Genomic DNA, 25,310 nt, shown 5'->3' with positions numbered 1-25,310 from the left:
GTAGCCTCAAAAGATAATCTCTGTAGTAGGAAGGATCCCTTCTTACGTCATCAAGGTGATAAACAAGCAATGACTCTTAGAATTGCGATTAATGGTTTTGGTAGAATAGGTCGAGCGGTAGTACGTGCCCTCTATGAAACAGGTCGACATCTCGACGTAACGGTCGTGGCGATAAACGAGATTGCTGAAAGCCGCGGCATGGCACACCTCCTGAAATACGATACCACTCATGGTCAGTTCGCTTGGGATGTCAAACTAGAGGGTGAGCAGCTATTTATCGGTAGAGATGCGATTACTTTACTTCATCATGCCTCGCTCTTTGACCTGCCTTGGCGCGACTTGGATATCGATATCGTTCTAGATTGCACAGGGATATATGGAAGCCGCGCTGACGGTGAAGCCCATTATCAAGCTGGCGCGCGTAAGGTCTTATTTGCACATCCAGGTGAGGCGGATCTAGACGCTACCATCGTTTACGGTGTGAATCATCATAGCCTCCTTCCCGAACATAAGTTTGTTTCTAACGCCTCGTGTACCACAAACTGTATCATTCCAATTATCAAGCTGCTTGATGACGCCTATGGTATAGAGTCGGGTACAGTCACGACTATCCATTCGGCGATGCACGATCAACAGGTCCTTGATGCCTACCATCCCGATTTACGCCGAACGCGCGCGGCCAGTCAATCTATTATCCCGGTTGATACGCGTCTCTCTGCAGGAATTACGCGTATTTTCCCGAAATTTCTCGACCGGTTTGAGGCGATTGCGGTACGTGTCCCAACGATCAACGTAACCGCAATCGATCTGAGCGTCACACTCGAGCAATCGGTTAGCGCACAACAAGTTAATCATCTATTGCAAGAAGCCGCCAACGGCTGCTTTCATGGTATAGTCGATTACACGGAGCTGCCGCTGGTTTCCGCCGATTTCAACCATGATCCCCACAGCGCCATCGTTGATGGATCGCAAACGCGGGTCAGTGGTGGGCACCTCGTGAAAACGTTAGTATGGTGTGACAACGAATGGGGATTCGCCAATCGAATGATCGACACCTGTTTAGCAATGTCTGACAACACTTTCAAGCCTGTCGCCTAAGCGGCAGGATTAACTTAAAGAATCAATAAGAGGATTCACCATGTCTGTAATCAAAATGACCGATCTGGATCTGGCTGGCAAACGTGTTCTGATTCGTGCTGATCTTAATGTGCCCGTCAAAGAGGGGAAAGTGACGTCAGATGCGCGGATCCGTGCATCGCTACCGACCATTGAGCAAGCGCTCAAGCAAGGGGCAAAAGTGATGGTGACCTCCCACTTAGGCCGCCCGACGGAAGGTGAGTACAACGAAGAGTTTTCTCTACAACCGGTCGTCAACTACCTAAAAGAGAAACTGGCAAGCACCGAAGTCAGCCTGGCCAAAGACTACCTTGATGGCGTCTCGGTAGAAGCGGGTCAGTTAGTCGTCCTGGAGAACGTTCGCTTTAACAAAGGCGAAAAGAAAGACGATGAAACGCTAGCGAAGAAATATGCCGCACTCTGCGATGTTTTTGTTATGGATGCATTCGGTACCGCTCACCGTGCACAGGCTTCTACTCATGGCGTCGGTAAGTTTGCGCCCATCGCATGTGCCGGCCCACTGCTATCAGCAGAATTAGAGGCACTAGGCAAAGCGATGAGTAACCCAGCGCGTCCAATGGTGGCGGTGGTGGGTGGTTCTAAAGTCTCTACAAAATTTGACGTACTACAATCTCTAGTCAACATTGCCGATACTGTCATCGTCGGTGGCGGGATCGCGAACACCTTCGTTGCAATTGAAAATAACGTCGGTAAATCACTCTACGAACCTGACTTCGTTGAAGCGGCTAAAAAGCTACGCGACGAGCACGGTATCCCAGTACCGGTTGACTCACGTGTGGGCACCGAATTTTCCGAAACCGCGCCTGCAACCGTGAAGCCGGTTAACGAGATCCAAGATAACGAAGAAATTATGGATTTTGGTGACGAGACAGCGGCGCAAATGGCAAAAATCTTGAAAGAAGCCAAAACTATCCTGTGGAACGGGCCGGTCGGCGTCTTTGAATTCCCTAACTTCCGTAAAGGGACTGAGGTTGTGGCGAATGCTATCGCAGATAGCGATGCGTTCTCAGTAGCCGGTGGCGGTGATACGCTTGCGGCAATCGATCTCTTTGGTATCGAAGATAAAATTTCTTATATCTCCACGGGTGGCGGTGCATTCCTTGAGTTTGTGGAAGGCAAAAAGCTCCCAGCTGTCGCAATGTTAGAAGAGCGTGCTAAACAATAAAAAATTCTGAGGAGGGCGGTAGTCCTCCTCAATATTCTACCGCTGAAAGTAGATCTCAGCTTACGACCAACGAAACAGGACAAAACTCATGTCTAAAATTTTTGATTTCGTAAAACCGGGTGTCGTTACTGGCGAAGACGTACAAAAAGTTTTCCAAGTAGCTAAAGAGAATAAATTCGCATTACCTGCTGTTAACTGTATCGGTACTGACTCGATCAATGCGGTATTAGAAGCTGCGGCGAAAGCTAAAGCGCCAGTGATTGTTCAGTTCTCTAACGGCGGTGCAGCATTCCTCGCAGGGAAAGGCTTTACCTCAGATAAACCGCAAGCGGCGGCTATCCTCGGTGCCATTACCGGAGCACAGCACGTCCACCTGATGGCAGAGCAATATGGCGTGCCGGTTATTTTACATACCGACCACTGCGCGAAAAAATTACTGCCATGGATCGATGGGCTACTGGATGCGGGTGAAGCACACTTTAAAAATACCGGTAAACCGCTCTTCTCTTCCCACATGATTGACCTTTCCGAAGAGTCTTTAGAAGAGAATATCGAGATCAGCGGTCAATATCTCGCGCGCATGGCGAAGATGGGTATGACGCTGGAGATCGAACTCGGTTGTACCGGTGGAGAAGAAGATGGCGTGGATAACTCACACCTCGACAACTCTGCGCTGTACACGCAGCCGGAAGACGTCGACTACGCTTATCAAAAGCTGAACGCTATCAGCCCTAACTTCACGATTGCGGCTTCATTCGGTAACGTTCACGGCGTTTACAAGCCGGGTAACGTACAATTAACGCCAAAAATTCTAAGAAATTCTCAAGACTATGTGAGTGAGAAATATAACCTCCCTCACAATAGCCTGAATTTCGTCTTCCACGGTGGATCTGGTTCTTCAGCTGAAGAGATCAAAGAGTCTATCGAATATGGCGTAATCAAGATGAATATCGATACCGATACTCAATGGGCGAACTGGGACGGTATCCTACAGTTCTACAAAAAGAACGAAGGCTACCTGCAAAGCCAACTGGGCAACCCAGAGGGCGATGATAAGCCTAACAAAAAGTACTATGACCCACGCGTATGGCTGCGTGCGGCGCAAAGCTCGATGGTCGTACGCTTAGAGCAAGCCTTCCGCGAGCTGAATGCTATCGATCGTCTGTAATACCCAAGGCGCCAGATGAATTGGCGCCTTTTTCTCCTCGCATTCCCCCCAATATGAGTAAACCCGCTCTGTAAGTTGGCAATCTGCCACTTTTTGGTTACCCTTTTCTCAGGACATCTTGCACAGATGACCCTACGCTTTTTATTGGGAACTTAATGATAGGACGATCTCATGCAAGATCTTAACGTAGTAAATGGCCTTCACAACGCCAGTAATTGGATAGAACGCAATCAGGGGCTGTTATTAGGCTATGTCGTTAATATTGCGGCAGCGCTGGTTATCTTATTTATCGGCTTTACAGTGGCTAAAATTGTCGCACGAACCATTAATAAACTATTAATCGCCCGTCATATCGACCAAACGGTTGCTGACTTTATTGCCATGATCGTCCGCTATGCGATTATCGCTTTCACGCTTATCGCCGCAGTAAGTCGCGTAGGCGTGCAAACCGCCTCCTTTATCGCGGTACTCGGTGCGATTGGTGTAACCGTCGGTCTAGCCCTGCAAAACTCGCTGTCTAACTTTGCGGCAGGGGTATTACTCGTAACCTTTAGGCCGATCCGTGTCGGTGAGTTCGTCGACGTCGGCGGTTGCTCAGGGACTGTGCTTAACGTACAGATATTCCAGACGACGCTGAAAACCTCAGACGGTAAAATTGCCGTAGTCCCTAATGGATCGATCTTCACCGGTAAGATTATTAACTACTCGCGTGAGCCTGAGCGCCGTAACGAATTTATTATCGGCGTTGCTTACGATGCAGATATCGACGTAACGATGAAAGTCCTACGCGACGTTGTCGAAGCCGATAAGCGGGTTATCAAAGAGAAGGGTGTCGTAGTCGCACTTAATGAGATGGCACCATCTTCGCTAAACTTCATTGTGCGTTGTTGGAGCAAAAGCGACGATCTACAGCAAGTCTACTGGGATCTAATGGCTGACTTCAAACGAGCCCTCGATAAAAATGAGATTGGTATTCCTTTCCCACAGATGGATGTTCATCTGATCCGTAATAAAGACGTCACCGAGTAATAAGTATCCGCAGCTAACGTAATGTTGGCTGCGGAGTATTAATCCTGCTAATACCCCATCGATTTTTTCAATTTCCTATCACTAATCATTTCATTGCACACTCATCGCCTTAACTATTTAGAGAGGCGTGATATGTTATTTTTTCTTCAGGGATTAGCGGTAGGTGCCGCACTCATCCTACCCTTAGGGCCACAAAATACCTTGGTACTCCGCCAAGGCATCTTCAAGCGTTATGCCTTTATCGCAGCGACCTTCTGCGTGGTGAGCGATGCGCTGTTGATTAGTACGGGGGTGATGGGAGGTAGTGCGCTATTGCAGCAGTCGTCCACGGTTCTATTAGTGATTACTTGGGCTGGCGTACTCTTTCTACTGTGGTACAGCTACGGCGTTGCTAAAGAGGTTAAAACCCCGGCTTCACTAGCGAACTGGGATAGTGCTCCTGCCACACTCACGAAAGTGCTGCTCACCTTGACGTTAGTCACCTGGTTAAACCCCCATGTTTATTTGGATACCGTGGTCTTACTGGGTAGCATCGGCAGTCAAATCCCGACCGAACAGAGGATCTTCTTTGTCATGGGCGCAATCTTGGCGTCGGTATTATGGTTTTATTCGCTGGCAGGGGTGGCAAGACTCCTCTCGGGCTGGTTAGTTCAGCCCAATGTGCAGCGAGTCATCAATGTCGTGGTGGTGATCATCTTACTGACTATGGCCTTTCGACTCGCAAAGGAAGGCGTGGTAATGTTGGAGCAGCTGTTTCACACTCAAGGGAGTTAACGATGAAGAACGCTGCACTTGCACTCGGATTATTTACCGCCAGTTGTGGGCTATCGTCGCTAGCCTGGGCGGAGACAACGCCTACTGCGCCGCATTTAAGTACCTCTGGGCAGGGTAAAGTCCAAGCTCAACCCGATATGGCAACCCTCGTCATTGATGTGAGTACAACACAAGCTCAGGCGTCGCAGGCAAAAAAACAGACCGATGCTCGGGTCGCGCGCTATTTTGACTTTTTGCATCAGCAAGGGATCGTCGATAAAGACATCAATGCTGCCAACGTTACCACTCAAGCCCAATACGACTACTCGGTACAGGGCAAGCCTAAGCTTATTGGCTATCAAGCCTCCCGTACTGTGACGGTAACCGTGCACCAGTTGACTAAGCTGAATCCCCTGTTGGATGGCGCGCTAGCGGCAGGACTCAACGAGATCCGTTCTGTCTCAATGGCGGTCGAACACCCTGAGCAGTATCAGCAGCAAGCACGCCAAGCAGCGGTCAACGACGCCATCAGCAAAGCGAAGAGTCTTGCCGCAGGTTTCAACGCGACCTTAGGGCCCGTCTGGAGCATTAACTACCAGACGCAGTCTCACGAAGCCATGCCGATGGTCAGGATGATGAGTGCAAAAGCCGCCGTGGCCGATACCTCGGCCGACCAAACCTACCAGCAGCAAAAACTCGATTTTTCCGATAACGTCGACGTCGTGTTTACGCTAAACACTCACTCTCTTGGCGCAGAACCCGGCGACCATACTCCACCAAAGAATCCGTAACGCGTCCCATCACGCGGCTTTCTGGCGCAAACCGGTGCCAGTAAAGCATACGGCGCTGATATAGCCCAGGGGTCAAATCGATTAACGAGCCTTGAGCGAGTTCGGTTTCGATCTGTAAATGCGGGATCATACAACATACTGATCCCTGCTTGGCTAGCTGTACAAAGGCTTCCGAAGAGTTAACGATATGGCAGGGTAGGCTACCCGGCGGTAAATCGAAATTTTCCTGCAAAAAGGCTTGGTGCATATCGTCGAGGTGGTCGAACGAGACGGCAGGGGCCTTGAGCAGTGTCTGGCGGTTAACGCCTTGTGGAAAATAACGCGCAGCAAACTCTGGTGACGAAACAAATAGATAATCTAAGGCGCCGAGCGTATCGACGTGGCAGCTAGGTAGCGCGCGTGGCTGGATACTGACCGCGCCGACGACCTCCCCACGTCTTAGGCGCTCAAGCGTTCGGCTCTCATCCTCGACCTGTAAGTTGAGACGCACAGGGAGGTCGGCCAAAACATCACGTAAGGCGGGTAGTAGCCAAGTTGCGAGGCTATCGGCGTTGACCGCGATGGAAAGGAGTAATGGGGTACTCCCCCCTTTTTCGTCCGTCAGCCACTGCTCCTCCAATAGTTCAACTTGATGAAGTAGGGCGAGCAGTTTTTGACCCTGTTCGGTTGGACGAGGCGGGACTGTGCGCACCAATAGTGGCTGACCGAATTGTGTTTCGAGTTGCTTGATACGCTGCGATACCGCCGACTGAGTAATACACAGTTTATTTGCCGCACGCTCAAAGCCGCGCTCGCGAATAACAATATCGAGCGCCTGCAGGTTACGGTAATCGGGTCTTTTAATCATGCTAACTCAGTCCCTGACTGAAAAGAAAAATCGGTTTGTTTTGAGACTGAACGCGTAAAGCCACTATTCAATCAATGAAAAATCACTATTTAAGGTAAGCTTGATTTATACTACGGCTACCAAAATACGTATAGGTTTTAACATACCATGACTCAGGACGAACTTAAAAAAGCAGTAGGCTGGGCGGCACTCGAATATGTTCAGCCCAATACGATAGTTGGTGTGGGGACCGGTACAACTGCTGCACATTTTATCGATGCATTAGCAACGTTAAAAGATCAGATCATCGGTACGGTTTCCAGTTCAGAGGCATCAACCGAGCGCTTAAAATCTTACGGCATTCCCGTCTTCGATCTCAACGATATCGACTCGCTGTCTGTATATATTGATGGGGCAGACGAAATTAACCCCGACTTACAGATGATTAAAGGCGGCGGGGCAGCACTGACCCGTGAAAAAATCATTGCCGCGGTGGCAGATACCTTTATCTGTATCGCTGACCAATCGAAGCAGGTCGACTGCTTAGGCCATTTCCCCCTCCCGGTCGAAGTTATCCCTATGGCGCAAGCTTACGTAGCTCGCGAGCTAGTCAAGTTAGGGGGCCGCCCAGAGTATCGGCAAGATATCGTCACCGACAATGGTAACATCATTCTCGACGTCTACGATTTAGCAATTGAAGATCCAGATACCCTAGAAGTCGCTATCAATGCGCTACCCGGTGTCGTGACGGTTGGACTGTTCGCTAAACGCGGAGCAGATATCGCGCTAATCGGCGGCGATAACGGCGTAAAGAAAATTATTCGTCGCGGTTCCTAAAAAACGTAGCAAGGTATAATCAGTGATTTATATCACAAAAAGTTGCCGTATCGTGTTAATCCGCTGAGTCGTTGCCCCTATCTAGTGATTTGCTGCTAAATGGCGAGAAGGTAAACGATTGCGTAAATCTGTTCTGTAATGTTTAAGGTATTGCTCTTAGTCTATTTTTTTCTTATGTTGGCAGTTAGCTAAGGGTATTTAACGATAATCAATTGCATAGGGTCGGGTAATGGCTAAGGTTTCACTAGAAAAAGATAAGATTAAGTTTTTATTAGTGGAGGGCGTTCACCAAACTGCCCTCGATAACTTAAAAGCTGCGGGTTACACCAACATCGAGTTTCATAAATCTGCGCTTAGTCCAGAGCAGCTAAAAGAATCGATCCGTGATGCCCACTTCGTCGGGCTTCGTTCCCGGACACAACTTACCGAAGAGATCTTCGCTGAGGCTGAGAAACTCATCGCCGTAGGGTGTTTCTGCATCGGGACTAACCAGGTTGATCTTAATGCGGCGGCGTCTCGCGGTATTCCCGTCTTCAACGCCCCATTCTCTAACACGCGCTCGGTTGCCGAGCTGGTGATTGGCGAACTTCTACTATTAATGCGTGGTATCCCAGAAGCGAACGCGAAAGCACACCGTGGCGTGTGGAATAAAAATGCGAAAGGGAGCTTCGAGGCGCGTGGTAAGAAGCTAGGGATTATCGGTTACGGTCATATTGGTATGCAGTTGGGCGTACTTGCTGAAAGCCTAGGGATGTATGTCTACTTTTATGATATCGAAAGTAAACTCCCATTAGGTAATGCCACTCAGGTCGGGTCGTTAGATAAGCTTCTTGCGATGAGCGACGTGGTCAGCTTACATGTTCCTGAGACCGCAAACACCCAAGACATGATCGGCAAAGACCAATTGGCTGCCATGAAGCCTGGGGCATTACTTATCAATGCCTCTCGTGGCACGGTCATCGATATTCCCGCGTTATGTGACGCGCTAGAGAGCAAACATCTAGGTGGGGCAGCGATCGACGTTTTCCCTGTAGAACCTGCCTCAAACAGCGATCCTTTCGACTCCCCGCTCTGCAAGTTCGATAATGTTATCTTGACGCCACACATCGGTGGTTCGACACAAGAAGCGCAAGAGAACATTGGGGTAGAAGTGGCAGGAAAACTGGCTAAATACTCCGATAACGGCTCTACGCTCTCTGCGGTTAACTTCCCAGAGGTGTCTCTGCCCGCACACAGCGCATCGGCGAGCCGTATTCTGCACATCCACGAAAATCGCCCAGGTGTATTAACGGCGATCAACAATATTTTTGGCGACCAAAATATCAATATCGTTGGACAGTATCTACAAACCTCACCGCATTTAGGTTATGTCGTGATCGACGTAGATGCAGAGCAGGAAGTGGCAGATAAAGCGTTGCAGCAGATGAAGCAAATCCCCGGCACCATTCGTGCCCGACTGCTTTACTGATAATCGACCTAAAGAGGCCATTAGGCCTCTTTATTCCCCCCATTGCCACAATTTAGTGGGGGTGATCACGGCAGGCAAAGGAACGTCCCAAGGTTCAATCGGCAGGTTATCAAGGTGCTGACAATCATGCGCAATACCGATAGGAAACACGTGGGTCTGCTGCCAATCTGCTAATAAACGATCGTAAAACCCTCCTCCAAATCCCAGTCGATGCCCATGACTATCGAAGGCGACTAACGGCACACCGACTACATCCAATTCCTCGAACTGGCAGCACTCAGACAAGTCTTCCTGCGGCTCGAGCATACCTAGATGATGCTTAACTAATTGGGTATCCGGCGTGTAACGTTGAAACAACAGGCGAGTAGGACTCAGAGGATCGATACGAGGTAAATAGACGCGCTTTCCCAGATGCCACAGGCGAGCGATTAAGGGCCGGGTATTGATCTCACCATCTATCGGTAGAAAAAGCGCAATATTTCGAGACTGCTCGATAACCGAAAATAAAATGGCATGTTCTGCAAGTTGTTGGCTCGCGGCATAATGTTGTGCGTCGCTGAGAGAACGCCTTAACTGGCGCATGTGCTGACGTAGAGCGTGACGTTGTGGCTTGAGCGAGAGTTCCATCATGAGTCATCCTTGTGGGGGCACTAAAGGATAATAGGATGAGGAAAAGAGTCAGTAAAGAGAAAATACGGAGAAGGGGGGGATCTCCGAGATGCCGCTGCGAGCTGTAACCCTTGAACCCTTGGTTCAAGGTGAACATGTCGTCATACCCATTAGGCTTCTCGGACGAACCGAGCATGCACACAAGATATGAGGCGCCACGTTCTAGTAGTACTAAATATCGGCTCAGGGGACTGGCCCGCTTGCAAACATCTCAGAGAATTCGTTGTTCGAGGATAATTATAGCACAGGATCCTCGAAGACTTTATTCGAATTTAGATTCCGGACGATCACTGATTCGCCCTTGTTCGACTAATGCCTGTTCAATAGTCTGTTGCAATACTCGGATGCGCTGTTCCATATTGCTAGCATAATCACGAGTCTTGTTCTTTTCTTGCGCAAGCTCATGGCAAATATTCAATGCTGCAATGAACACTAGTTGCTCGGTATTGGTGACACGTGTTCTATGTTTTAAATCCTGCAGGCGTTGGTCTAGATCTTCGGCCGCAGAAAGCAGAGCTTCTTTTTGCTCTGGTGGACAGTTCACGCGAAGTGAACGACCAAAAATATGAATATCTACCGGTTGCGCAGACATGTTACCTTCCTGATAATTACGTTGTCCGCTCCCAAAGTCACTTGCTTTGGAAGGGCGCCACTATATCTACCTGAGGCAGAAGTTACAACCCCTTTTCTGGAATCGACGAGGGGGCTAATGGTAGCATAGGCCTAACTTCACTTTCCTAAGACTATGGATAATTATGACTTCACCGAATTATAACACGCTTAATAGCGAACTCGCGACGCAAGGTGTCGGCATGACCGCCGCTGAGATGCATGGATTACTCAGTGGTATTCTTTGCGGTGGGACTAAAGATCATAGCTGGAAAGCATTGGTTCACGATCTGACTAACGAAGGCATCGCGTTCTCTGCCCAACTCAATCAATCCCTGCAAGCGGTCTACGATAATGCATTGCAGTCTCTTGAGGAAGACGGATTTAATTTCCAACTCTTTCTGCCGGTCGATAACGACGAAAACCTATTCGAAAGAGCCGATGCGCTAGCGGGATGGGTCAATCATTTTCTACTCGGATTAGGCGTCACTCAGCCTAAACTCGATAAAGTGAAAGGCGAAGCCGGTGAAGCGATTGACGATTTGCGTACTATTGCACAATTAGGCTACGACGAAGATGAAGATCCGGAAGAACTTGCACAATCTTTGGAGGAAGTCATTGAATACGTCCGAGTGGCTGCTTTACTCTGTCATGAAACGTTCAATACACCTCAAGCGGACGCCTCAGCGGTAACGCAGGGTCCGACACTGCATTGATCCTCATTCGGTAAACAGGATTTTAGGGAGCTTAGGGTATGATTTCGCAAAAAAACTATCAGCAACGGCGTCAGGCTCTGCTTAAACACATGGAACCAGGTAGTGCCGCATTACTGTTTGCCGCACCTGAGGTAACCAGAAGCCGCGATACCGAATATCTCTTTCGCCAAAGTAGCGACTTCTGGTACTTCACTGGCTTCAACGAGCCTGAAGCACTGCTTATTTTGGTTAAGAGCGACGATCACCATAACCATAGTATTCTCTTTAACCGTTACCGTGATCCACTCGCTGAAGTGTGGTTTGGTCGTCGGCTTGGGCAAGAGGCTGCTATCGATATACTCGGTGTCGATAGGGCGCTACCTTGGGGGGAGCTCGATCAACAATTAGCGCAAATCCTTAATGGTCTCACCACTATCTACCACGCGAGTGGCGAATACCCGTTTGCCGATGAAAAAGTCGCAGTTGCGTTAAAAACGCTGCGGGAGGGTAGCCGACAAAACCTCAAGGCGCCGACCACCGTCGTTGATTGGCGACCGCTGGTCCACGAGATGCGCCTCATCAAAGATCATGAAGAACTTGCGGTTCTTCGTGAGGCAGGGCGGATCAGCGCCTTAGCGCACCAACGTGCGATGCAGCAGTGTCAACCCGGCATGTATGAGTATCAACTGGAAGGCGAAATTCATCACGAGTTTTCCCGTCATGGTTCACGCTTCCCCTCTTACAATACGATTGTCGGAGGAGGGGATAACGCGTGCATTCTGCACTACACCGAGAACGAGTCCCGGTTAGCAGCGGGGGATTTAGTCTTAATCGATGCGGGCTGCGAGCTAAAAGGCTACGCCGGTGATATCACCCGTACCTTCCCGGTTAACGGGAAATTCTCGACGGCGCAGCGCGAACTATACGACATTGTCTTAAGGGCGTTAACCACCGCGTTAACCTTGTTTCGCCCAGGAACAACAATCGCCGAAGTGACCGCCGCCGTTATCCAGATCAAGGTCGAAGGCTTAGTGCAACTCGGTATCCTTAACGGCGATGTGACCCAACTCATCGAAGACAAAGCCTACCGCCCCTATTTCATGCATGGCCTGAGCCATTGGTTAGGGCTCGATGTCCATGATGTGGGTAGCTATGGCAGCGCCGACCGGACTCGAGTCCTCGAACCGGGCATGGTGTTAACCGTGGAGCCAGGATTATATATCGCCCCTGACGCAGAGGTTCCCGAGCGTTATCGTGGTATCGGTATTCGGATCGAGGATGATATCGTTATTACCGAAACTGGAAATGAGAACCTAACGGAACAGGTCGTTAAAGATCCCGATGCCATTGAGCAATTGATGCAGGCGGCACAAGCCACACGCTCAAGCGGAAATGATCCACTATGAGCGTAATCATCGTTGGCGGGGGGATGGCGGGGGCAACGCTTGCCCTCGCATTATCGACCCTGTCTAAAGGTAAATTACCGGTCACCTTAATCGAGGGTAGTTCTCCTGCGGGTGCTGCACATCCTGGCTTCGATAGTCGTGCTATCGCGCTAGCGGCGGGAACTTGTCAGCAACTCGATCGCATCGGTGTCTGGTCCGCGCTCAAGCCGTTAGCGACTCCGATCACCGATATTCACGTTTCAGATCGTGGTCACCTTGGTCAGGTTTCCTTATGCCGAGACGATTACCATATCCCAGCGTTAGGGAATGTCATCGAACTTCATGCCGCCGGAAAAATATTATTTCAGCGTCTACAGCAGGCGCCGGGCGTCACGGTACTCTGCCCAGCGAAAGTGGCCAGTATGACGCGCTCTGCACAGCAGGTGTCAGTCACCCTAGAAAATGGCGAACTACTTACCGCGCAAACGCTGATCATCGCGAGTGGTAATCGTTCCGCCTTGGCGGCAGAAGCGGGGTTTAGCTGGCAAAGCGAAGACTATGGGCAAGTTGCCATCATCGCGAATATTAGGAGTACGCAACCTCATAACGGTAAAGCATTCGAGCGCTTTACCTCTAATGGCCCGATCGCCTTATTACCGATGTCGGGTAATCGCTTATCACTGGTCTGGTGCGTAGACGCGGCGCAAAGTGCGGCGATCTTAGCGGCCGATAACGGCGCGTTTCTACAGCAGTTACAGCGCGAATTCGGTTGGCGATTAGGGCAGTTCACTGAAGTGGGAAGGCGGGAAGCATATCCGTTGAGCCTACACCGTGCAGATACGCTCACGACTCATCGTGCCGTAGTCATCGGTAACGCGGCACAGTCCTTACACCCCATTGCAGGACAGGGCTTCAACCTAGGATTGCGGGATGTGATGAGCTTAGCGGAAAACCTAACCGAGGCCTATACTGCACACCAAGACTTAGGGAGCTTCACCGTGCTTAATCGCTACCAGCAGCGAAGGGTAGCCGATAGAGCCACCACTATTGCGATTACTGACGGATTAGTGCGTCTATTTGCTAATGACAACCTGCCACTGATCATCGGTCGTAATCTAGGGTTGATGGCGATGGCGCGAGTATCTGGATATAAACACCAGCTGGCCAGCCGTACTTTGGGTTGGGTTAAACGTTAATTAAAGAGAAGATGCATGCAAAGCTACGATATTATTATTGCCGGCGGGGGAATGGTCGGTCTCGCTGTGGCGTGTGGGCTGAAAGAGTCGGGGCTGAGCGTTGCGGTACTCGAGCAGGGACCTGCGCCGACGTTTACCGCTCAAGACCCATTATCGGTCCGTGTCAGTGCCATCAACCGCGCGAGCCAGCGGCTACTTGATAAGGTAGGCGTTTGGCAGGATATCCTGCAAAGCCGTGCCAGCTGCTACCACGGCATGAAGGTATGGGATAAAGACAGCTTCGGTCACATTGCCTTCGACGACAGTCAGATGGGCGGCCAGGGCTTGGGTCACATCGTCGAGAACACGGTGATCCACGCGGCGCTTTGGCAGCGAGCGGAAAAACTCCCGCACGTTACCCTTATCCCGCAAGCAACCTTACAACAGGCGGCATTTGGCGATAACGAAACCTTCGTTAGCTTACAAGATGGCACAATGCTTACCGCCCGTTTACTGGTGGCGGCAGACGGCGCCCACTCTTGGCTGCGGAGTAAAGCCGATATCCCGCTGACCTTCTGGGATTATAAGCACCATGCTTTAGTCGCAAACATTCGTACTGAGCAACCGCATCAAGGCATTGCACGTCAGGTCTTTCATGGCGAAGGTATCTTGGCATTTCTGCCGTTTAGCGATCCGCATTGCTGCTCTATCGTCTGGTCGACCGAGCCGCAAATGGCGAAGAAGCTGAGCGCGATGGATGAGTCACTATTTTGTAAGCAGCTGGCTGTCACCCTCGATATGCAGCTGGGGCCTTGCACGCTAGAGAGTGAGCGCAAGACCTTCCCGTTAACCGCACGTTACGCCCGTCAATTTGCCAGCCACCGCTTGGCCTTGGTCGGCGATGCGGCGCATACTATCCATCCGCTAGCGGGCCAAGGGGTTAACCTAGGCTTTATGGATGCGGCAGAGCTGATTGGACAACTCCTTCGCCTGCAACAAGAAGGGAAAGACATCGGTCAGCATCTCTACCTTCGCCGTTATGAGCGTCTGCGTAAAGTGAGTGCGGCCAAAATGCTCGCGAGCATGCAAAGCTTCCAAGACCTATTCGCTGGGCAGCATCCGCTGAAAAAAATGGTGCGTGACATCGGCCTGACGCTTGCCGATAAACTTCCCGGCATCAAACCCCAGCTGATCAAACAAGCACTCGGTGAGCACGACCTCCCCGATTGGCTACGTAAAGAGTAGAGGTGAAGGATGCCGCAACCTGAACTCCATATCGATGCCCATACAGCACTCATCGTCGTCGATGTACAAAACGATTTTCTCCCCGGGGGAGCGTTAGCGGTCACCCAGGGTGATGATATTATCCCCGTGATCAACCGCATTGCGCCTCGGTTTCAGAATGTAGTGATAACTCAGGACTGGCATCCGGCAGGCCATCTCTCTTTCGCCTCATCCCATCCGGGCTACGACCACTACCAACATATTGATATGCCCTATGGACCACAGTGTTTGTGGCCGGATCACTGCGTGCAAGGTAGCACCGGCGCAGAATTAGCTGAGTCTTTAGCTATTCCCCATGCAAGGCTGATCCTGCGCAAGGGGATCCATCGTGATATCGATAGTTACTCTGCCTTTTTAGAAGCCGACCGTACCACCCCAACCGGCCTACTGGCTTGGCTACAAGCTCAGCATATTCAGCAAGTGGTTATCGTTGGGTTAGCGACCGACTTCTGCGTGGCGTGGACGGCGATCGATGCCGCACAGGCTGGATTAGTCACGTGGGTCATGGAAGACGCCTGCCGAGCTATCGACATCGATGGCTCGTTACACCAAGCAACGACTACGATGAAAGAGGCCGGTGTGACTATCGTCACATCTTGTTCATTGCACTAGGATAGTGAAAATTGATTTATTCTAATTAGTCGGCAATATTTGAATTAGAAAAACTAATCTGAATCACCCTCTCGACGAATACCTCTTGTCGTTCATTTTAATATCTGATTTTATCCTGCCGCGAAAATGGTGACAAAGGTCGCCATCTTTCGCTAACCGCAGCGAACAGAAACATATCCCTCAAGCTCAGCTCCGCCGCACCATCTTGGTGCTCTCTTATTTGACCCTATTTCAGCTTATAGCTAAGCCTAGTGATGAGTGATAACTTATCGAGAAGATAACGTTTGCGTATCACCCTCTCTGACGGCAAACCTAACTAAGCTAACGCACCGCGTACTTTATGCGGTAGAAGGAGTGTTATGAGTCAACAAACCCCTCTCTTTGCACAGCATCAAGCCTGCGGCGCGCGGATGGTCGACTTTCACGGTTGGTTAATGCCGCTGCACTATGGTTCACAACTCGACGAACACCATGCCGTCCGCCGCGCGGCTGGCATGTTCGATGTTTCCCATATGACGATTGTCGACCTCACCGGCGCCCGTACGCGAGAATTCCTACGCTATTTACTCGCGAATGATGTCGCGAAATTGACACTACGCGGTAAGGCCCTCTATAGCGCTATGCTCAATGCATCCGGCGGCGTTATCGACGACTTAATTGTCTACTTTATCGATGAGCATCATTTCCGATTAGTCGTCAATTCTGCAACGCGTGAGAATGACCTAACGTGGATCGCAGAACAATCGCAAGGCTATGGTATCCAGATCAGCGAACGGCGAGACTTAGCCTTGATCGCGGTGCAAGGTCCTGATGCAATCGCCAAGGCGCAATCGGTGATGTCTGCGCAACAGCGCCAAGCGGTTAGCGGGCTTAAACCCTTCTTTTCGGTAGAGAGTGAGGGCTGGTTCATCGCTACAACCGGCTATACCGGCGAACAGGGTTATGAAATTGCCCTTCCTGCAGAACACGCTGCCGAACTATGGGGAAAACTCCGCCTAGCGGGGGTGAAACCGGCAGGGCTAGGGGCGCGTGACACGCTCCGTCTAGAGGCAGGGCTGAACCTCTATGGTCAGGACATGGATGAATCGACCTCTCCCTTGGCGGCGAACATGGCATGGACTATCGCCTGGCAACCGGAGGATCGCGAGTTTATTGGCAGAGAGGCGCTCGAACGGCGTAGGGCGCTAGGCGATGAAAAACTGGTTGGCTTGGTATTACATGAAAAAGGTGTGCTGCGTAACGAACTTCCGGTCTTGTTTACCGATATCGACGGTAATCCACAGCAGGGAATAATCACCAGCGGCTCCTTCTCGCCAACGCTTGGCTGCAGTATCGCCTTAGCCCGCGTACCGGCGACGATCGGCGATAAGGCCGTCGTCCTGATCCGTCAGCGAGAGGTCCCCGTGACGGTGACCGCACCCTGTTTTGTCCGCGCAGGAAAATCTTTGATTTAACAATGGAGACGACAATGAGCAATGTTCCACAACAATTAAAATATCGTGAAAGTCATGAATGGGTTCGTCAGGAAGACGATGGTACCGTCACCGTAGGCATTACTGAGCATGCGCAAGGCCTCCTCGGGGACATGGTGTTTGTCGATCTACCGGAAATTGGCCGTGAAGTTACCGTGGGTGACGACTGTGCCGTAGCGGAATCGGTCAAAGCGGCCTCAGATATCTATGCCCCGGTCAGTGGTGAGATTATCGCAGTCAACGAAGCGCTGAGCGATAGCCCTGAGCAGGTCAATACCTCGCCTTACGACGCAGGCTGGCTCTTTAAGATAAAGCTCGCCAATCCTCATGAGCTAGAGCAATTACTGAATGCCGCCACCTACCAATCCCTGATTAACGAGTGAGTGAAACGATGACGCAAACACTTTGCCAGTTAGAAAACCCAGATGCCTTCATTCGCCGCCATATCGGTCCGGATATCGAGCAACAGCAGCAGATGCTTCACCAGATTGGTGCCTCTGACTTATCGACATTGGTTGCGTCTATCGTTCCTGAAAATATCCAACTCGCGGCCTCACCTCTACAGCTGCCTCCCGCTAGCGAACATCAGGCGTTAAGCGAGTTAAAGGCGATTGCCGCGAAGAATCTGCGCTTCAAATCGTATATCGGTATGGGCTACAGCGCGGTGCACACACCGCCGGTTATTCTGCGTAACCTACTAGAAAATCCCGGTTGGTACACGGCTTACACTCCCTACCAGCCAGAGGTCTCTCAAGGCCGGCTAGAGGCTCTGCTTAATTTCCAGCAAGTGACCTTGGATCTGACCGGCATGGATGTCGCGTCCGCATCGCTACTCGACGAGGCGACAGCCGCCGCAGAAGCGATGGCGATGGCGAAGCGGGTGAGTAAACGTAAGCATGCCAATAAATTTTTTATCGCAAAAGATGTTCATCCACAAACTATCGACGTCTTAAAAACCCGCGCAGAGACCTTCGGTTTTGAGCTGGTGATCGACGATGCCGAGCGGGCATGTGACCATCACGATCTCTTCGGGGCTTGTTTACAATATTGTGGATCGCAGGGGCAGCTGCACGACTATCGCCCGCTTATCGCATCGTTATCCGAGCAGGGCGTTATCGTGTCAATGGCCGCCGAATTTATGGCGTTAGTACTTCTAGAGTCACCAGGAAAATTAGGGGCCGATATCGTTTTTGGATCCTCCCAGCGTTTTGGTGTACCTATGGGCTACGGCGGTCCACATGCGGCTTTCTTCGCGACTAAAGAGGCCTTTAAGCGCGCGATGCCGGGACGAATTATCGGTGTCTCTCGTGATGTACAAGGTAATACGGCGTTGCGTATGGCGATGCAAACCCGCGAACAGCATATCCGTCGGGAGAAGGCCAACTCCAACATCTGTACCTCACAAGTGCTATTAGCCAATATTGCCGGGATGTATGCCGTGTGGCATGGTCCACAGGGGCTAATGCGTATCGCACAGCGTATCCACCGTTATACACAAATCCTCGCTCTTACCTTACAACAGCAAGGACTAAAGCTGCGTTACGTGCAGTGGTTCGACACACTAACGATAGAGGTTGCGGATAAAAATGCGGTGCTTCAACGCGCCAAACAGCAGCACATTAACCTACGTACCGACCTGCCTAATGCTGTCGGTATCACACTGGATGAAACCACACAGCGAGCGGATATTGTCACCCTCGTGGAAGTACTACTGGGGCGCGAGCTACCCCTCGACTTTGCACAACAAGACGTGGCGGCATGCCAGCAGTCTATTATCCCAGAGGGCTTACGGCGTAGCGACGCGATCCTCGCTCATCCCGTGTTCAATCGTTACCACAGCGAAACCGAGATGTTGCGCTACCTACACAAGCTTGAGCGTAAAGACTTGGCGCTTAACCAAGCGATGATCCCGCTGGGGTCCTGTACCATGAAGCTGAATGCGGTTGCCGAAATGCTCCCCATAACTTGGCCGGAGTTTGCCGAGCTACATCCTTTCTGCCCGACTCACCAAGCGGCAGGCTACTTACAGATGATCGAACAGCTCTCCGAATGGCTGATTACCCTTACGGGTTACGATGCGCTCTGTATGCAGCCTAACTCTGGGGCACAGGGGGAGTATGCAGGCTTGCTGGCAATTCGTCGCTATCATGAGAGCCGCCAGCAAGGGCAGCGCTATATTTGTCTCATTCCTGCCTCGGCGCATGGGACAAATCCCGCGTCGGCACAAATGGCTGGTATGGAAGTCGTGGTGGTGGCCTGCGATGCGCAAGGTAATATCGACGTCGCGGATTTACGTAGCAAGGCGAGCGAAGCGGCGGAGAATCTCTCCTGCATCATGGTCACCTATCCCTCTACCCACGGCGTCTATGAACAGACCATCCGTGAGGTCTGTGAGATTGTGCATCAGCACGGCGGGCAGGTCTATCTCGATGGCGCCAATATGAATGCGCAAGTAGGGATCACCACTCCCGGCCATATTGGGGCAGATGTCTCGCACCTCAACTTGCATAAGACCTTCTGTATTCCGCATGGTGGCGGGGGACCGGGAATGGGGCCGATCGGGGTTAAGGCGCATCTCGCGCCTTTCGTTCCCGGGCATAGCGTGGTCAGCTCAACGCTGCTGACCGAGCAGGGGGCTGTTACCGCCGCCCCGTTTGGTAGTGCCTCTATCCTGCCGATCAGTTGGATGTATATCAGGATGATGGGCGGTGAGGGGCTGAAACAGGCTAGTTCCATCGCCATTCTCAATGCTAACTACATTGCCACCCGCTTAGCTCCTGCCTATCACATCCTCTACAGCGGCCCCGACGGCCGTGTCGCGCACGAATGCATATTGGATATTCGTCCGATAAAGGAGCGCACGGGAATTAGTGAGATGGATATTGCCAAGCGCCTGATCGACTACGGTTTCCATGCGCCGACTATGTCTTTCCCGGTAACGGGAACCTTGATGGTAGAACCTACCGAGTCGGAAAGCCTCGTCGAACTCGATCGATTTATTACTGCGATGCTGGCGATCCGCCAAGAAATTGAGCAGGTCGCAAACGGTGTATGGCCGCTAGACGATAACCCACTGGTAAATGCGCCACATATTCAACAGGAACTGCTGACAGATTGGTCGCACCCTTACAGCCGTGAGGTAGCCGTTTTTCCTACCGCGACGGACAATAAATATTGGCCGACCGTCAAAAGGTTGGACGATGTGTATGGCGATCGCCATTTGAGTTGTTCCTGCGTACCGATTAGCGACTATCAATAAAGGCCTCGATAACCCTCCTTACTGGGGAGGGTTGTTACACCTATTCACAGTTTTAATTGAGCGTACAGGTGTACTCTGAATTTATTCTCAGTTAGTGTAGTGAAACAGTCATCGCAACATTAGGAGTTAATATCGCGGTTATGGCCAAAACACAGACTCTCTCTCCCGGTTATTCATTGGCGGAAGAAATAGCGAATAGTGTAAGTCATGGCCTAGGTTGTCTGTTTGGGGTTGTTGGCTTAGTGTTGCTGCTCTCCCAAGCTTTACAACGCGACGCCGATACCATCACGCTGATCAGTTACAGCTTGTATGGTGGCAGCATGATAGTGCTATTTCTTGCCTCGACGCTTTACCATGCCATCCCTTATGAGCATGCCAAACCTTGGTTAAAAAAAATTGACCATTGCGCAATCTATCTACTCATCGCGGGCACCTACACCCCCTTTTTACTCGTCGGATTGCGTTCGCCTTTAGCCGAGGGGTTAATGGTGGTGATATGGCTACTGGCACTGATGGGGATTATCTTTAAATTAGTATTTGCCCATCGATTCAAGGTGCTATCGCTGGTCACCTATCTCCTCATGGGCTGGTTGTCGCTAGTGGTGATCTACCAAATGGCAACTAAGCTGTCAGCGGCAAGCGTATGGCTACTCGCGATTGGTGGGATAGTCTACTCGTTAGGAGTGATCTTTTATGCGAATCGTCGCATCCCCTTCAACCACGCGATATGGCATGCCTTTGTATTAGGCGGAGCGATCTGCCATTTCTGCGCTATCTATTTCTATATTAAATAATGATAAGCAGGGAGGGCGCTGATCGTAAGTGCCCTCCCTGATCAAGGGCTAAGCGTCTTCGAGTGAATAGGGCAGTGGCTGAATACGCAGTTCGCTATCAGGTTGACCCTCTACTCGAAATAGCTCATCCACACCGAGGTCGTTGTTTAACACAATTTGTACCCACAGCTGATGGGCATTTACCAGTACGGAACTCAGTACGGTGCCGGTCTTACGCCATTTATCACCCATCTGTAATTCAATAGCATGGCCCGCGGGGACTGCCTCAGTCGCCGAACCCGCTAGCCAGTATAGCGCGCGCTTATTCGCTCCACGGTATTTCGCTCGCGCCACCATCTCTTGTCCGCTATAGCAGCCTTTTTTAAAACTAATGGCGCCTAAAGCCTGTAAGTTGGTGGCCTGTGGAATAAACTGCGCGGCATTCACCGCATCGATAATAGGAAGCCCGGCAGCGATATCGGCCGCTAGCCAGCGTTGTTGATCCCTGACGGCGTCAGAGCAAAGCAGGGCTTCGGCTTTGGTGGCATCGGTAATGATAAGGTAGCGGTTATCGGGCGTCGCTAACCACAACAGCACAGATGTACCCTCGACCACTTTAGGGTGCGAGGCATCGGGCAGCTGTGTAAAATATTGCGCGAGGTATTCTGCCGCCTGCTCGCCCATAACGCCGATCAGCGTTCGACTATCGTCGGCGGCAAAGGTGATTTTTGAGAACACCGCGTACTTCTTAATTTCGGCGAGTTGCTGCTCACGGACTTCGCGGCGTAACAGATAGCTATATCCCTCACCGTCGTGAAAAATACGCAGATTACTCCACATCTTTCCTTTCGCATCGCAGTGTGCGGCCAGTTGATGAGTATCCTCCGCCAAGAGACTCAGGTCTGCAGTCAGTTGCCCCTGTAGATAGGCGGTGGCATCCGCACCTTGCGCGGTGACGAGCGCCCAGTCTGTCAGGGAGCAGATGAAGAGATCTTCAGCAGCGGGGGCAGGGGTCGGTTGGGAATTCATGGCTATCTCCTGTCGTACAACAGTGAAGAAGCAAGCAAGGGTGCTGCTTGACAATATGGCTATCATTATTCAATAAAGCGTAAAGCCTGAAAAGAGATTAGCAAGCTTAAAAGTGCGAGATAGGCCGAATAGCGGGTGATTTACGCTGCCGTTTATCCAGCCTCTGAGGTACACTCTTCGCCTCTCGTTAAGGTAATCATAGAGGAATGAAGTGTGGACACAACAGAAATAGGCATTGAAGAGACGTCGCGTATTAACTGGGCTTGTCGTCGGGGTATGTTAGAGCTAGACATCGCCGTGCGCCCTTTTTTCGAATACGAATATCACACTTTAACCGACGAACAGAAACGTACGTTTATCGCCTTACTCAAGGCCGACGATCCCGATTTATTTAATTGGTTGATGGGCCATGGGCAACCGGCGAACGACGCGCTGAAAAACATGGTGGAACTAATCCGGACGCGCAATAGTGCACGCGGGCCTGTGGCAAACTGAGTTACGCGTTTCACGCCATGCCCTATGGGTGGCGAATGGCTGGATATGCGCTGGCCTCGTACTGATTCTCCTCACACCTTGGCATGGTGGCTTCTTTCTACTCAAACCGCTCGCGGTGCTGGCACTCGCGGTTGAGCGGCGATACCTATTACGGCGTATTCAATCGCGGAGCGGAATAGTGAGTTTCGATGATCAAGAGGCTTGGACGTGGCAGCAGCAACAGTGGCGACTCACCGCGCCACTGTGTTGGATGCCTTGGGGGGTAATGCTGAGCTGGCGTTGCGGCCCTCACCACCATCGCTGGTGGCTAATGGCGGATAGCATGTCCGAACAAGCGTGGCGTGAATTGCGCTTCTATTGGCTAAAGGGACGCAATCGGCGGTGGCAGTAGGTAGCTATAATAGCGCCGACACTTCGTTAAGCACCTGCTCACACCAGTTCTCGATACGGCTATCGGTCTCTTCGAATTGGTTGACATCGTCTAAGGCCAAGCCAACGAACTGCTCGCCGTCTGCGGTTAAAGGCTTGCGGCTGATAAACTCATAGCCACTTATTGGCCAGTAGCCGACGAACGTAACGCCTTTCGCTTGTAAGAGATCATGCAGCATACCCAGCGCATCTAAAAACCACTCGCTATAGCCCGCCTGGTCACCCATTCCGTATAGCGCGACAATCTTACCGCTCAGATCCAGATCGGCCAGCGTCTGCCAATGTGCCTCCCAATCTTCCTGTAATTCGCCGAAATCCCATGTTGGCATCCCGAGGATCAGTAAATCGTAGTCGTGCATTGTGGCGAGCGCGTCGTCTTTAACATTATGTAAGGTCACGAGATCGTGGCCGATAAAGGCCTGAATTTTCTCGGCGGCCATCTCGGTGTAGCAGGTACTCGAACCGTAAAATAACCCTATTTTCATACTCGATTGACTCTCAGGTTCCTATTCTGGGGTGAGTGTATCAGAAAGCATACAGCGAGGCGTAGTTGATGCATAATAGCGGCAGTTTAGCTTATGCCATCGGACGAGGGATCTATGTCGACATCGACGCCAATACCGTCAATGGACCCGTTACTCGAAGGGTTCCTTGACCAGTTATGGATAGAACGTAACTTAGCAGAGAACACCCTAGAGGCTTACCGTCGCGACCTTAAACAGCTCGTAGAGTGGCTAGATGCCCATCAGCTGGCGTTACTCACCGTCAGTGCCCTAGACTTACAAGGTTTCTTGGCCGAAAAGCTTGAGGGTGGCTATCGCGCGACTAGCTCGGCGCGGCAACTCAGTGCGATGCGCCAGTTATTTCAATACCTCTATCGCGAGCAGCTGCGTGTCGACGATCCGAGTGCGTTGCTCTCCTCGCCTAAACTTCCGCAACGCTTACCCAAGGATTTGAGCGAGGCACAGGTCGCACGCTTACTGGATGCCCCCTCGACGGAGATCCCCTTAGAGCTGCGCGACAAAGCGATGATCGAGTTATTATATGCCACCGGGCTGCGGGTCTCGGAGCTAACCGGCCTCACGCTTAGCGACATCAGCTTGCGCCAAGGCGTCGTGCGGATCCTCGGTAAAGGGAACAAGGAGCGATTAGTCCCGTTGGGCGAGGAGGCGGTATACTGGCTAGAAAATTATCTGGAACATGGCCGACCTTGGCTGATTAATGGCGCAAAAATTGATATAGTCTTCCCCAGCAAGCGTGGGCAGCAGATGACGCGACAAACCTTTTGGCACCGCATTAAGCACTATGCGCTGCTCGCCGGTATCGACAGCGCTAAGCTCTCACCGCACGTGTTACGCCATGCCTTCGCCACACATTTACTGAATCATGGCGCCGATCTGCGCGTCGTGCAAATGCTGCTCGGGCACAGTGACCTCTCGACCACGCAAATTTATACGCATGTTGCCAACGAACGACTTCGTCAACTGCATCAACAGCACCATCCTCGTGCGTAAATTGGGATGGCAAATAAGGATACGGAAATGCTGAAAAAATCATTGATCTCTATGGTGGCGTTATTAGCGACCTTCTCGACGGCGAGCTACGCCAACAACGCGGGGATCATCCAGTCACTGACTAAATTGGGCGTAAGTATCAGCGATATTCAGCCATCGCCACTCTCTGGTGTGAGTACCGTATTAACCGATAACGGTGTGCTATATGTCACCGACGATGGTAAGCAGATGATCCAAGGTCCGCTCTATGACATCAGCGGCAAAACCCCGGTAAACGTTACCTTCCAGACGCTGGATAAAAAAGTGGAAGCGCTAGCTCCGCAGATGATCGTGTACAAAGCACCGAAAGAGCAACACGTTGTTACGGTGTTTACCGATATCACCTGTGGCTACTGCCATAAGCTCCATCAACAGATCTCAGACTATAATGCACTGGGCATCACCGTGCGCTACTTAGCCTTCCCGCGCGAAGGGCTACAAGGCGACGTCGCGAAGGCGATGAAAAATATCTGGTGTGCAAAAGATCGTAATGCCGCATTCGATGCGGCGATGGCCGGAAAAACGCCAGCCGCCGCCAGCTGTAATGTCGATATCGGCAAACAATACCAACTTGGCTTGTTGTACGGCATTCAGGGTACCCCAGCTATTTTGACGAAAAATGGGGTGATGATCCCCGGCTATCAAGGTCCGAACGAGCTAAAACAGTATCTGGACCGCATCAACGCAGGATAATCTT

General features: G+C 51.2%; 26 protein-coding genes and 1 other RNA gene. 21 read left to right on the top strand and 6 right to left on the bottom strand.

Annotated features, from left to right (window positions below):
- Positions 1 to 69: 69 nt before the first annotated feature.
- The 6 genes from epd to HGT70_RS08130 all read left to right on the top strand — a co-directional run bounded on the left by epd (position 70) and on the right by HGT70_RS08130 (position 6,043).
- The gene (epd, locus tag HGT70_RS08155) at positions 70 to 1,098 is read left to right on the top strand and encodes an erythrose-4-phosphate dehydrogenase (protein ID WP_214195559.1); all 1,029 of its coding nucleotides are present in this window, start codon (positions 70 to 72) and stop codon (positions 1,096 to 1,098) included.
- A 40-nt stretch (positions 1,099 to 1,138) separates the two neighbouring features.
- Positions 1,139 to 2,302: a phosphoglycerate kinase gene (gene pgk, locus HGT70_RS08150; RefSeq protein WP_071431820.1), complete on the top strand. Its 1,164-nt coding sequence runs from the start codon at positions 1,139 to 1,141 to the stop codon at positions 2,300 to 2,302.
- 88 nt (positions 2,303 to 2,390) lie between these two features.
- Positions 2,391 to 3,470 carry a class II fructose-bisphosphate aldolase gene (gene fbaA / locus HGT70_RS08145; RefSeq protein WP_071431818.1) on the top strand — a complete coding sequence of 360 codons (1,080 nt, stop codon included), beginning with the start codon at positions 2,391 to 2,393 and terminating at the stop codon, positions 3,468 to 3,470.
- Positions 3,471 to 3,641: 171 nt separating this feature from the next.
- The gene (gene mscS / locus HGT70_RS08140; protein ID WP_214195558.1) at positions 3,642 to 4,499 is read left to right on the top strand and encodes a small-conductance mechanosensitive channel MscS; all 858 of its coding nucleotides are present in this window, start codon (positions 3,642 to 3,644) and stop codon (positions 4,497 to 4,499) included.
- 132 nt (positions 4,500 to 4,631) lie between these two features.
- Positions 4,632 to 5,273, top strand: a complete 642-nt coding sequence (locus HGT70_RS08135) for a LysE/ArgO family amino acid transporter (RefSeq protein WP_214195557.1) — start codon at positions 4,632 to 4,634, stop codon at positions 5,271 to 5,273.
- A 2-nt stretch (positions 5,274 to 5,275) separates the two neighbouring features.
- Positions 5,276 to 6,043: an oxidative stress defense protein gene (locus HGT70_RS08130; protein WP_071431812.1), complete on the top strand. Its 768-nt coding sequence runs from the start codon at positions 5,276 to 5,278 to the stop codon at positions 6,041 to 6,043.
- On the opposite strand, the gene HGT70_RS08125 is transcribed toward HGT70_RS08130, so the two are convergent.
- The gene (locus HGT70_RS08125) at positions 5,979 to 6,887 is read right to left on the bottom strand and encodes a LysR family transcriptional regulator ArgP (protein WP_071435091.1); all 909 of its coding nucleotides are present in this window, start codon (positions 6,885 to 6,887) and stop codon (positions 5,979 to 5,981) included. The two genes, HGT70_RS08130 and HGT70_RS08125, sit on opposite strands and share 65 nt — an antisense overlap.
- A 150-nt stretch (positions 6,888 to 7,037) precedes the next feature.
- Between HGT70_RS08125 and rpiA the strand changes: the two genes are divergently transcribed.
- Together rpiA and serA are read left to right on the top strand one after the other, a co-directional pair.
- Positions 7,038 to 7,706, top strand: a complete 669-nt coding sequence (rpiA, locus tag HGT70_RS08120) for a ribose-5-phosphate isomerase RpiA (protein ID WP_071431810.1) — start codon at positions 7,038 to 7,040, stop codon at positions 7,704 to 7,706.
- A gap of 229 nt (positions 7,707 to 7,935) precedes the next feature.
- Complete coding sequence (gene serA, locus HGT70_RS08115; RefSeq protein WP_214195556.1) at positions 7,936 to 9,174, top strand: phosphoglycerate dehydrogenase; 1,239 nt, start codon at positions 7,936 to 7,938, stop codon at positions 9,172 to 9,174.
- Between the two features lie 30 nt (positions 9,175 to 9,204).
- Here serA and HGT70_RS08110 read toward each other — a convergent pair whose 3' ends face one another.
- From HGT70_RS08110 to zapA, 3 genes are all read right to left on the bottom strand, one after another.
- Positions 9,205 to 9,801, bottom strand: coding sequence for a 5-formyltetrahydrofolate cyclo-ligase (locus HGT70_RS08110; protein ID WP_425328684.1), 597 nt, complete (start codon positions 9,799 to 9,801; stop codon positions 9,205 to 9,207).
- A 79-nt stretch (positions 9,802 to 9,880) separates the two neighbouring features.
- A non-coding RNA gene (ssrS, locus tag HGT70_RS08105) (6S RNA) lies at positions 9,881 to 10,064 on the bottom strand.
- A gap of 41 nt (positions 10,065 to 10,105) precedes the next feature.
- Positions 10,106 to 10,435 (bottom strand): cell division protein ZapA, encoded by a 330-nt coding sequence (gene zapA / locus HGT70_RS08100; RefSeq protein ID WP_048912634.1) that lies wholly within the window; start codon positions 10,433 to 10,435, stop codon positions 10,106 to 10,108.
- A gap of 163 nt (positions 10,436 to 10,598) precedes the next feature.
- Here zapA and HGT70_RS08095 point away from each other — a divergent pair, with 163 nt between their 5' ends.
- From HGT70_RS08095 to trhA, 9 genes are all read left to right on the top strand, one after another.
- Positions 10,599 to 11,168 (top strand): YecA/YgfB family protein, encoded by a 570-nt coding sequence (locus tag HGT70_RS08095; RefSeq protein ID WP_071431805.1) that lies wholly within the window; start codon positions 10,599 to 10,601, stop codon positions 11,166 to 11,168.
- Between the two features lie 41 nt (positions 11,169 to 11,209).
- The gene (gene pepP / locus HGT70_RS08090; protein ID WP_342355575.1) at positions 11,210 to 12,553 is read left to right on the top strand and encodes a Xaa-Pro aminopeptidase; all 1,344 of its coding nucleotides are present in this window, start codon (positions 11,210 to 11,212) and stop codon (positions 12,551 to 12,553) included.
- Entirely contained in the window at positions 12,550 to 13,728 is a 1,179-nt protein-coding gene (gene ubiH / locus HGT70_RS08085; RefSeq protein WP_214195554.1) for a 2-octaprenyl-6-methoxyphenyl hydroxylase, read from the top strand. The genes pepP and ubiH overlap by 4 nt, the downstream gene beginning before the upstream one ends.
- Positions 13,729 to 13,743: 15 nt before the next feature.
- Positions 13,744 to 14,952, top strand: a complete 1,209-nt coding sequence (gene ubiI, locus HGT70_RS08080; protein WP_214195553.1) for an FAD-dependent 2-octaprenylphenol hydroxylase — start codon at positions 13,744 to 13,746, stop codon at positions 14,950 to 14,952.
- A gap of 9 nt (positions 14,953 to 14,961) precedes the next feature.
- Positions 14,962 to 15,603: a bifunctional nicotinamidase/pyrazinamidase gene (gene pncA / locus HGT70_RS08075; RefSeq protein ID WP_214195552.1), complete on the top strand. Its 642-nt coding sequence runs from the start codon at positions 14,962 to 14,964 to the stop codon at positions 15,601 to 15,603.
- A gap of 359 nt (positions 15,604 to 15,962) precedes the next feature.
- A complete protein-coding gene (gene gcvT, locus HGT70_RS08070; protein ID WP_214195551.1) occupies positions 15,963 to 17,057 on the top strand; it encodes a glycine cleavage system aminomethyltransferase GcvT in 1,095 nt (364 codons plus the stop codon).
- A gap of 14 nt (positions 17,058 to 17,071) precedes the next feature.
- Positions 17,072 to 17,458 (top strand): glycine cleavage system protein GcvH, encoded by a 387-nt coding sequence (gene gcvH / locus HGT70_RS08065; RefSeq protein WP_071431795.1) that lies wholly within the window; start codon positions 17,072 to 17,074, stop codon positions 17,456 to 17,458.
- Between the two features lie 8 nt (positions 17,459 to 17,466).
- Positions 17,467 to 20,334 carry an aminomethyl-transferring glycine dehydrogenase gene (gcvP, locus tag HGT70_RS08060; protein ID WP_214195550.1) on the top strand — a complete coding sequence of 956 codons (2,868 nt, stop codon included), beginning with the start codon at positions 17,467 to 17,469 and terminating at the stop codon, positions 20,332 to 20,334.
- 140 nt (positions 20,335 to 20,474) lie between these two features.
- Complete coding sequence (gene trhA / locus HGT70_RS08055; RefSeq protein ID WP_071431791.1) at positions 20,475 to 21,128, top strand: PAQR family membrane homeostasis protein TrhA; 654 nt, start codon at positions 20,475 to 20,477, stop codon at positions 21,126 to 21,128.
- 48 nt (positions 21,129 to 21,176) lie between these two features.
- On the opposite strand, the gene ygfZ is transcribed toward trhA, so the two are convergent.
- On the bottom strand, positions 21,177 to 22,136 hold the full coding sequence (gene ygfZ, locus HGT70_RS08050) for a tRNA-modifying protein YgfZ (protein WP_214195549.1): 960 nt from the start codon (positions 22,134 to 22,136) through the stop codon (positions 21,177 to 21,179).
- Positions 22,137 to 22,364: 228 nt separating this feature from the next.
- On the opposite strand from ygfZ, the gene sdhE reads away from it, so the two are divergent.
- Both sdhE and HGT70_RS08040 read left to right on the top strand, forming a co-directional pair.
- Entirely contained in the window at positions 22,365 to 22,631 is a 267-nt protein-coding gene (gene sdhE / locus HGT70_RS08045; RefSeq protein ID WP_214195677.1) for an FAD assembly factor SdhE, read from the top strand.
- Positions 22,606 to 23,022, top strand: a complete 417-nt coding sequence (locus HGT70_RS08040; protein ID WP_214195548.1) for a protein YgfX — start codon at positions 22,606 to 22,608, stop codon at positions 23,020 to 23,022. The genes sdhE and HGT70_RS08040 overlap by 26 nt, the downstream gene beginning before the upstream one ends.
- A gap of 4 nt (positions 23,023 to 23,026) precedes the next feature.
- Here the strand turns inward: HGT70_RS08040 and fldB are convergent, their stop codons facing one another.
- Positions 23,027 to 23,545, bottom strand: a complete 519-nt coding sequence (gene fldB / locus HGT70_RS08035) for a flavodoxin FldB (protein ID WP_214195547.1) — start codon at positions 23,543 to 23,545, stop codon at positions 23,027 to 23,029.
- Positions 23,546 to 23,686: 141 nt separating this feature from the next.
- Between fldB and xerD the strand changes: the two genes are divergently transcribed.
- Both xerD and dsbC read left to right on the top strand, forming a co-directional pair.
- Positions 23,687 to 24,574 (top strand): site-specific tyrosine recombinase XerD, encoded by an 888-nt coding sequence (xerD, locus tag HGT70_RS08030; protein ID WP_071431785.1) that lies wholly within the window; start codon positions 23,687 to 23,689, stop codon positions 24,572 to 24,574.
- Positions 24,575 to 24,604: 30 nt separating this feature from the next.
- Complete coding sequence (dsbC, locus tag HGT70_RS08025; protein WP_214195676.1) at positions 24,605 to 25,306, top strand: bifunctional protein-disulfide isomerase/oxidoreductase DsbC; 702 nt, start codon at positions 24,605 to 24,607, stop codon at positions 25,304 to 25,306.
- The last annotated feature ends 4 nt before the right edge of the window (positions 25,307 to 25,310 follow it).

The sequence above is a fragment of the Rosenbergiella collisarenosi genome (genome assembly GCF_018494085.1).
Classification (GTDB): Bacteria; Pseudomonadota; Gammaproteobacteria; order Enterobacterales; family Enterobacteriaceae; genus Rosenbergiella; species Rosenbergiella collisarenosi.
The sequence above is the reverse complement of the archived record's forward strand: the minus strand, read 5'-3'. Positions and strand labels throughout refer to the sequence as shown.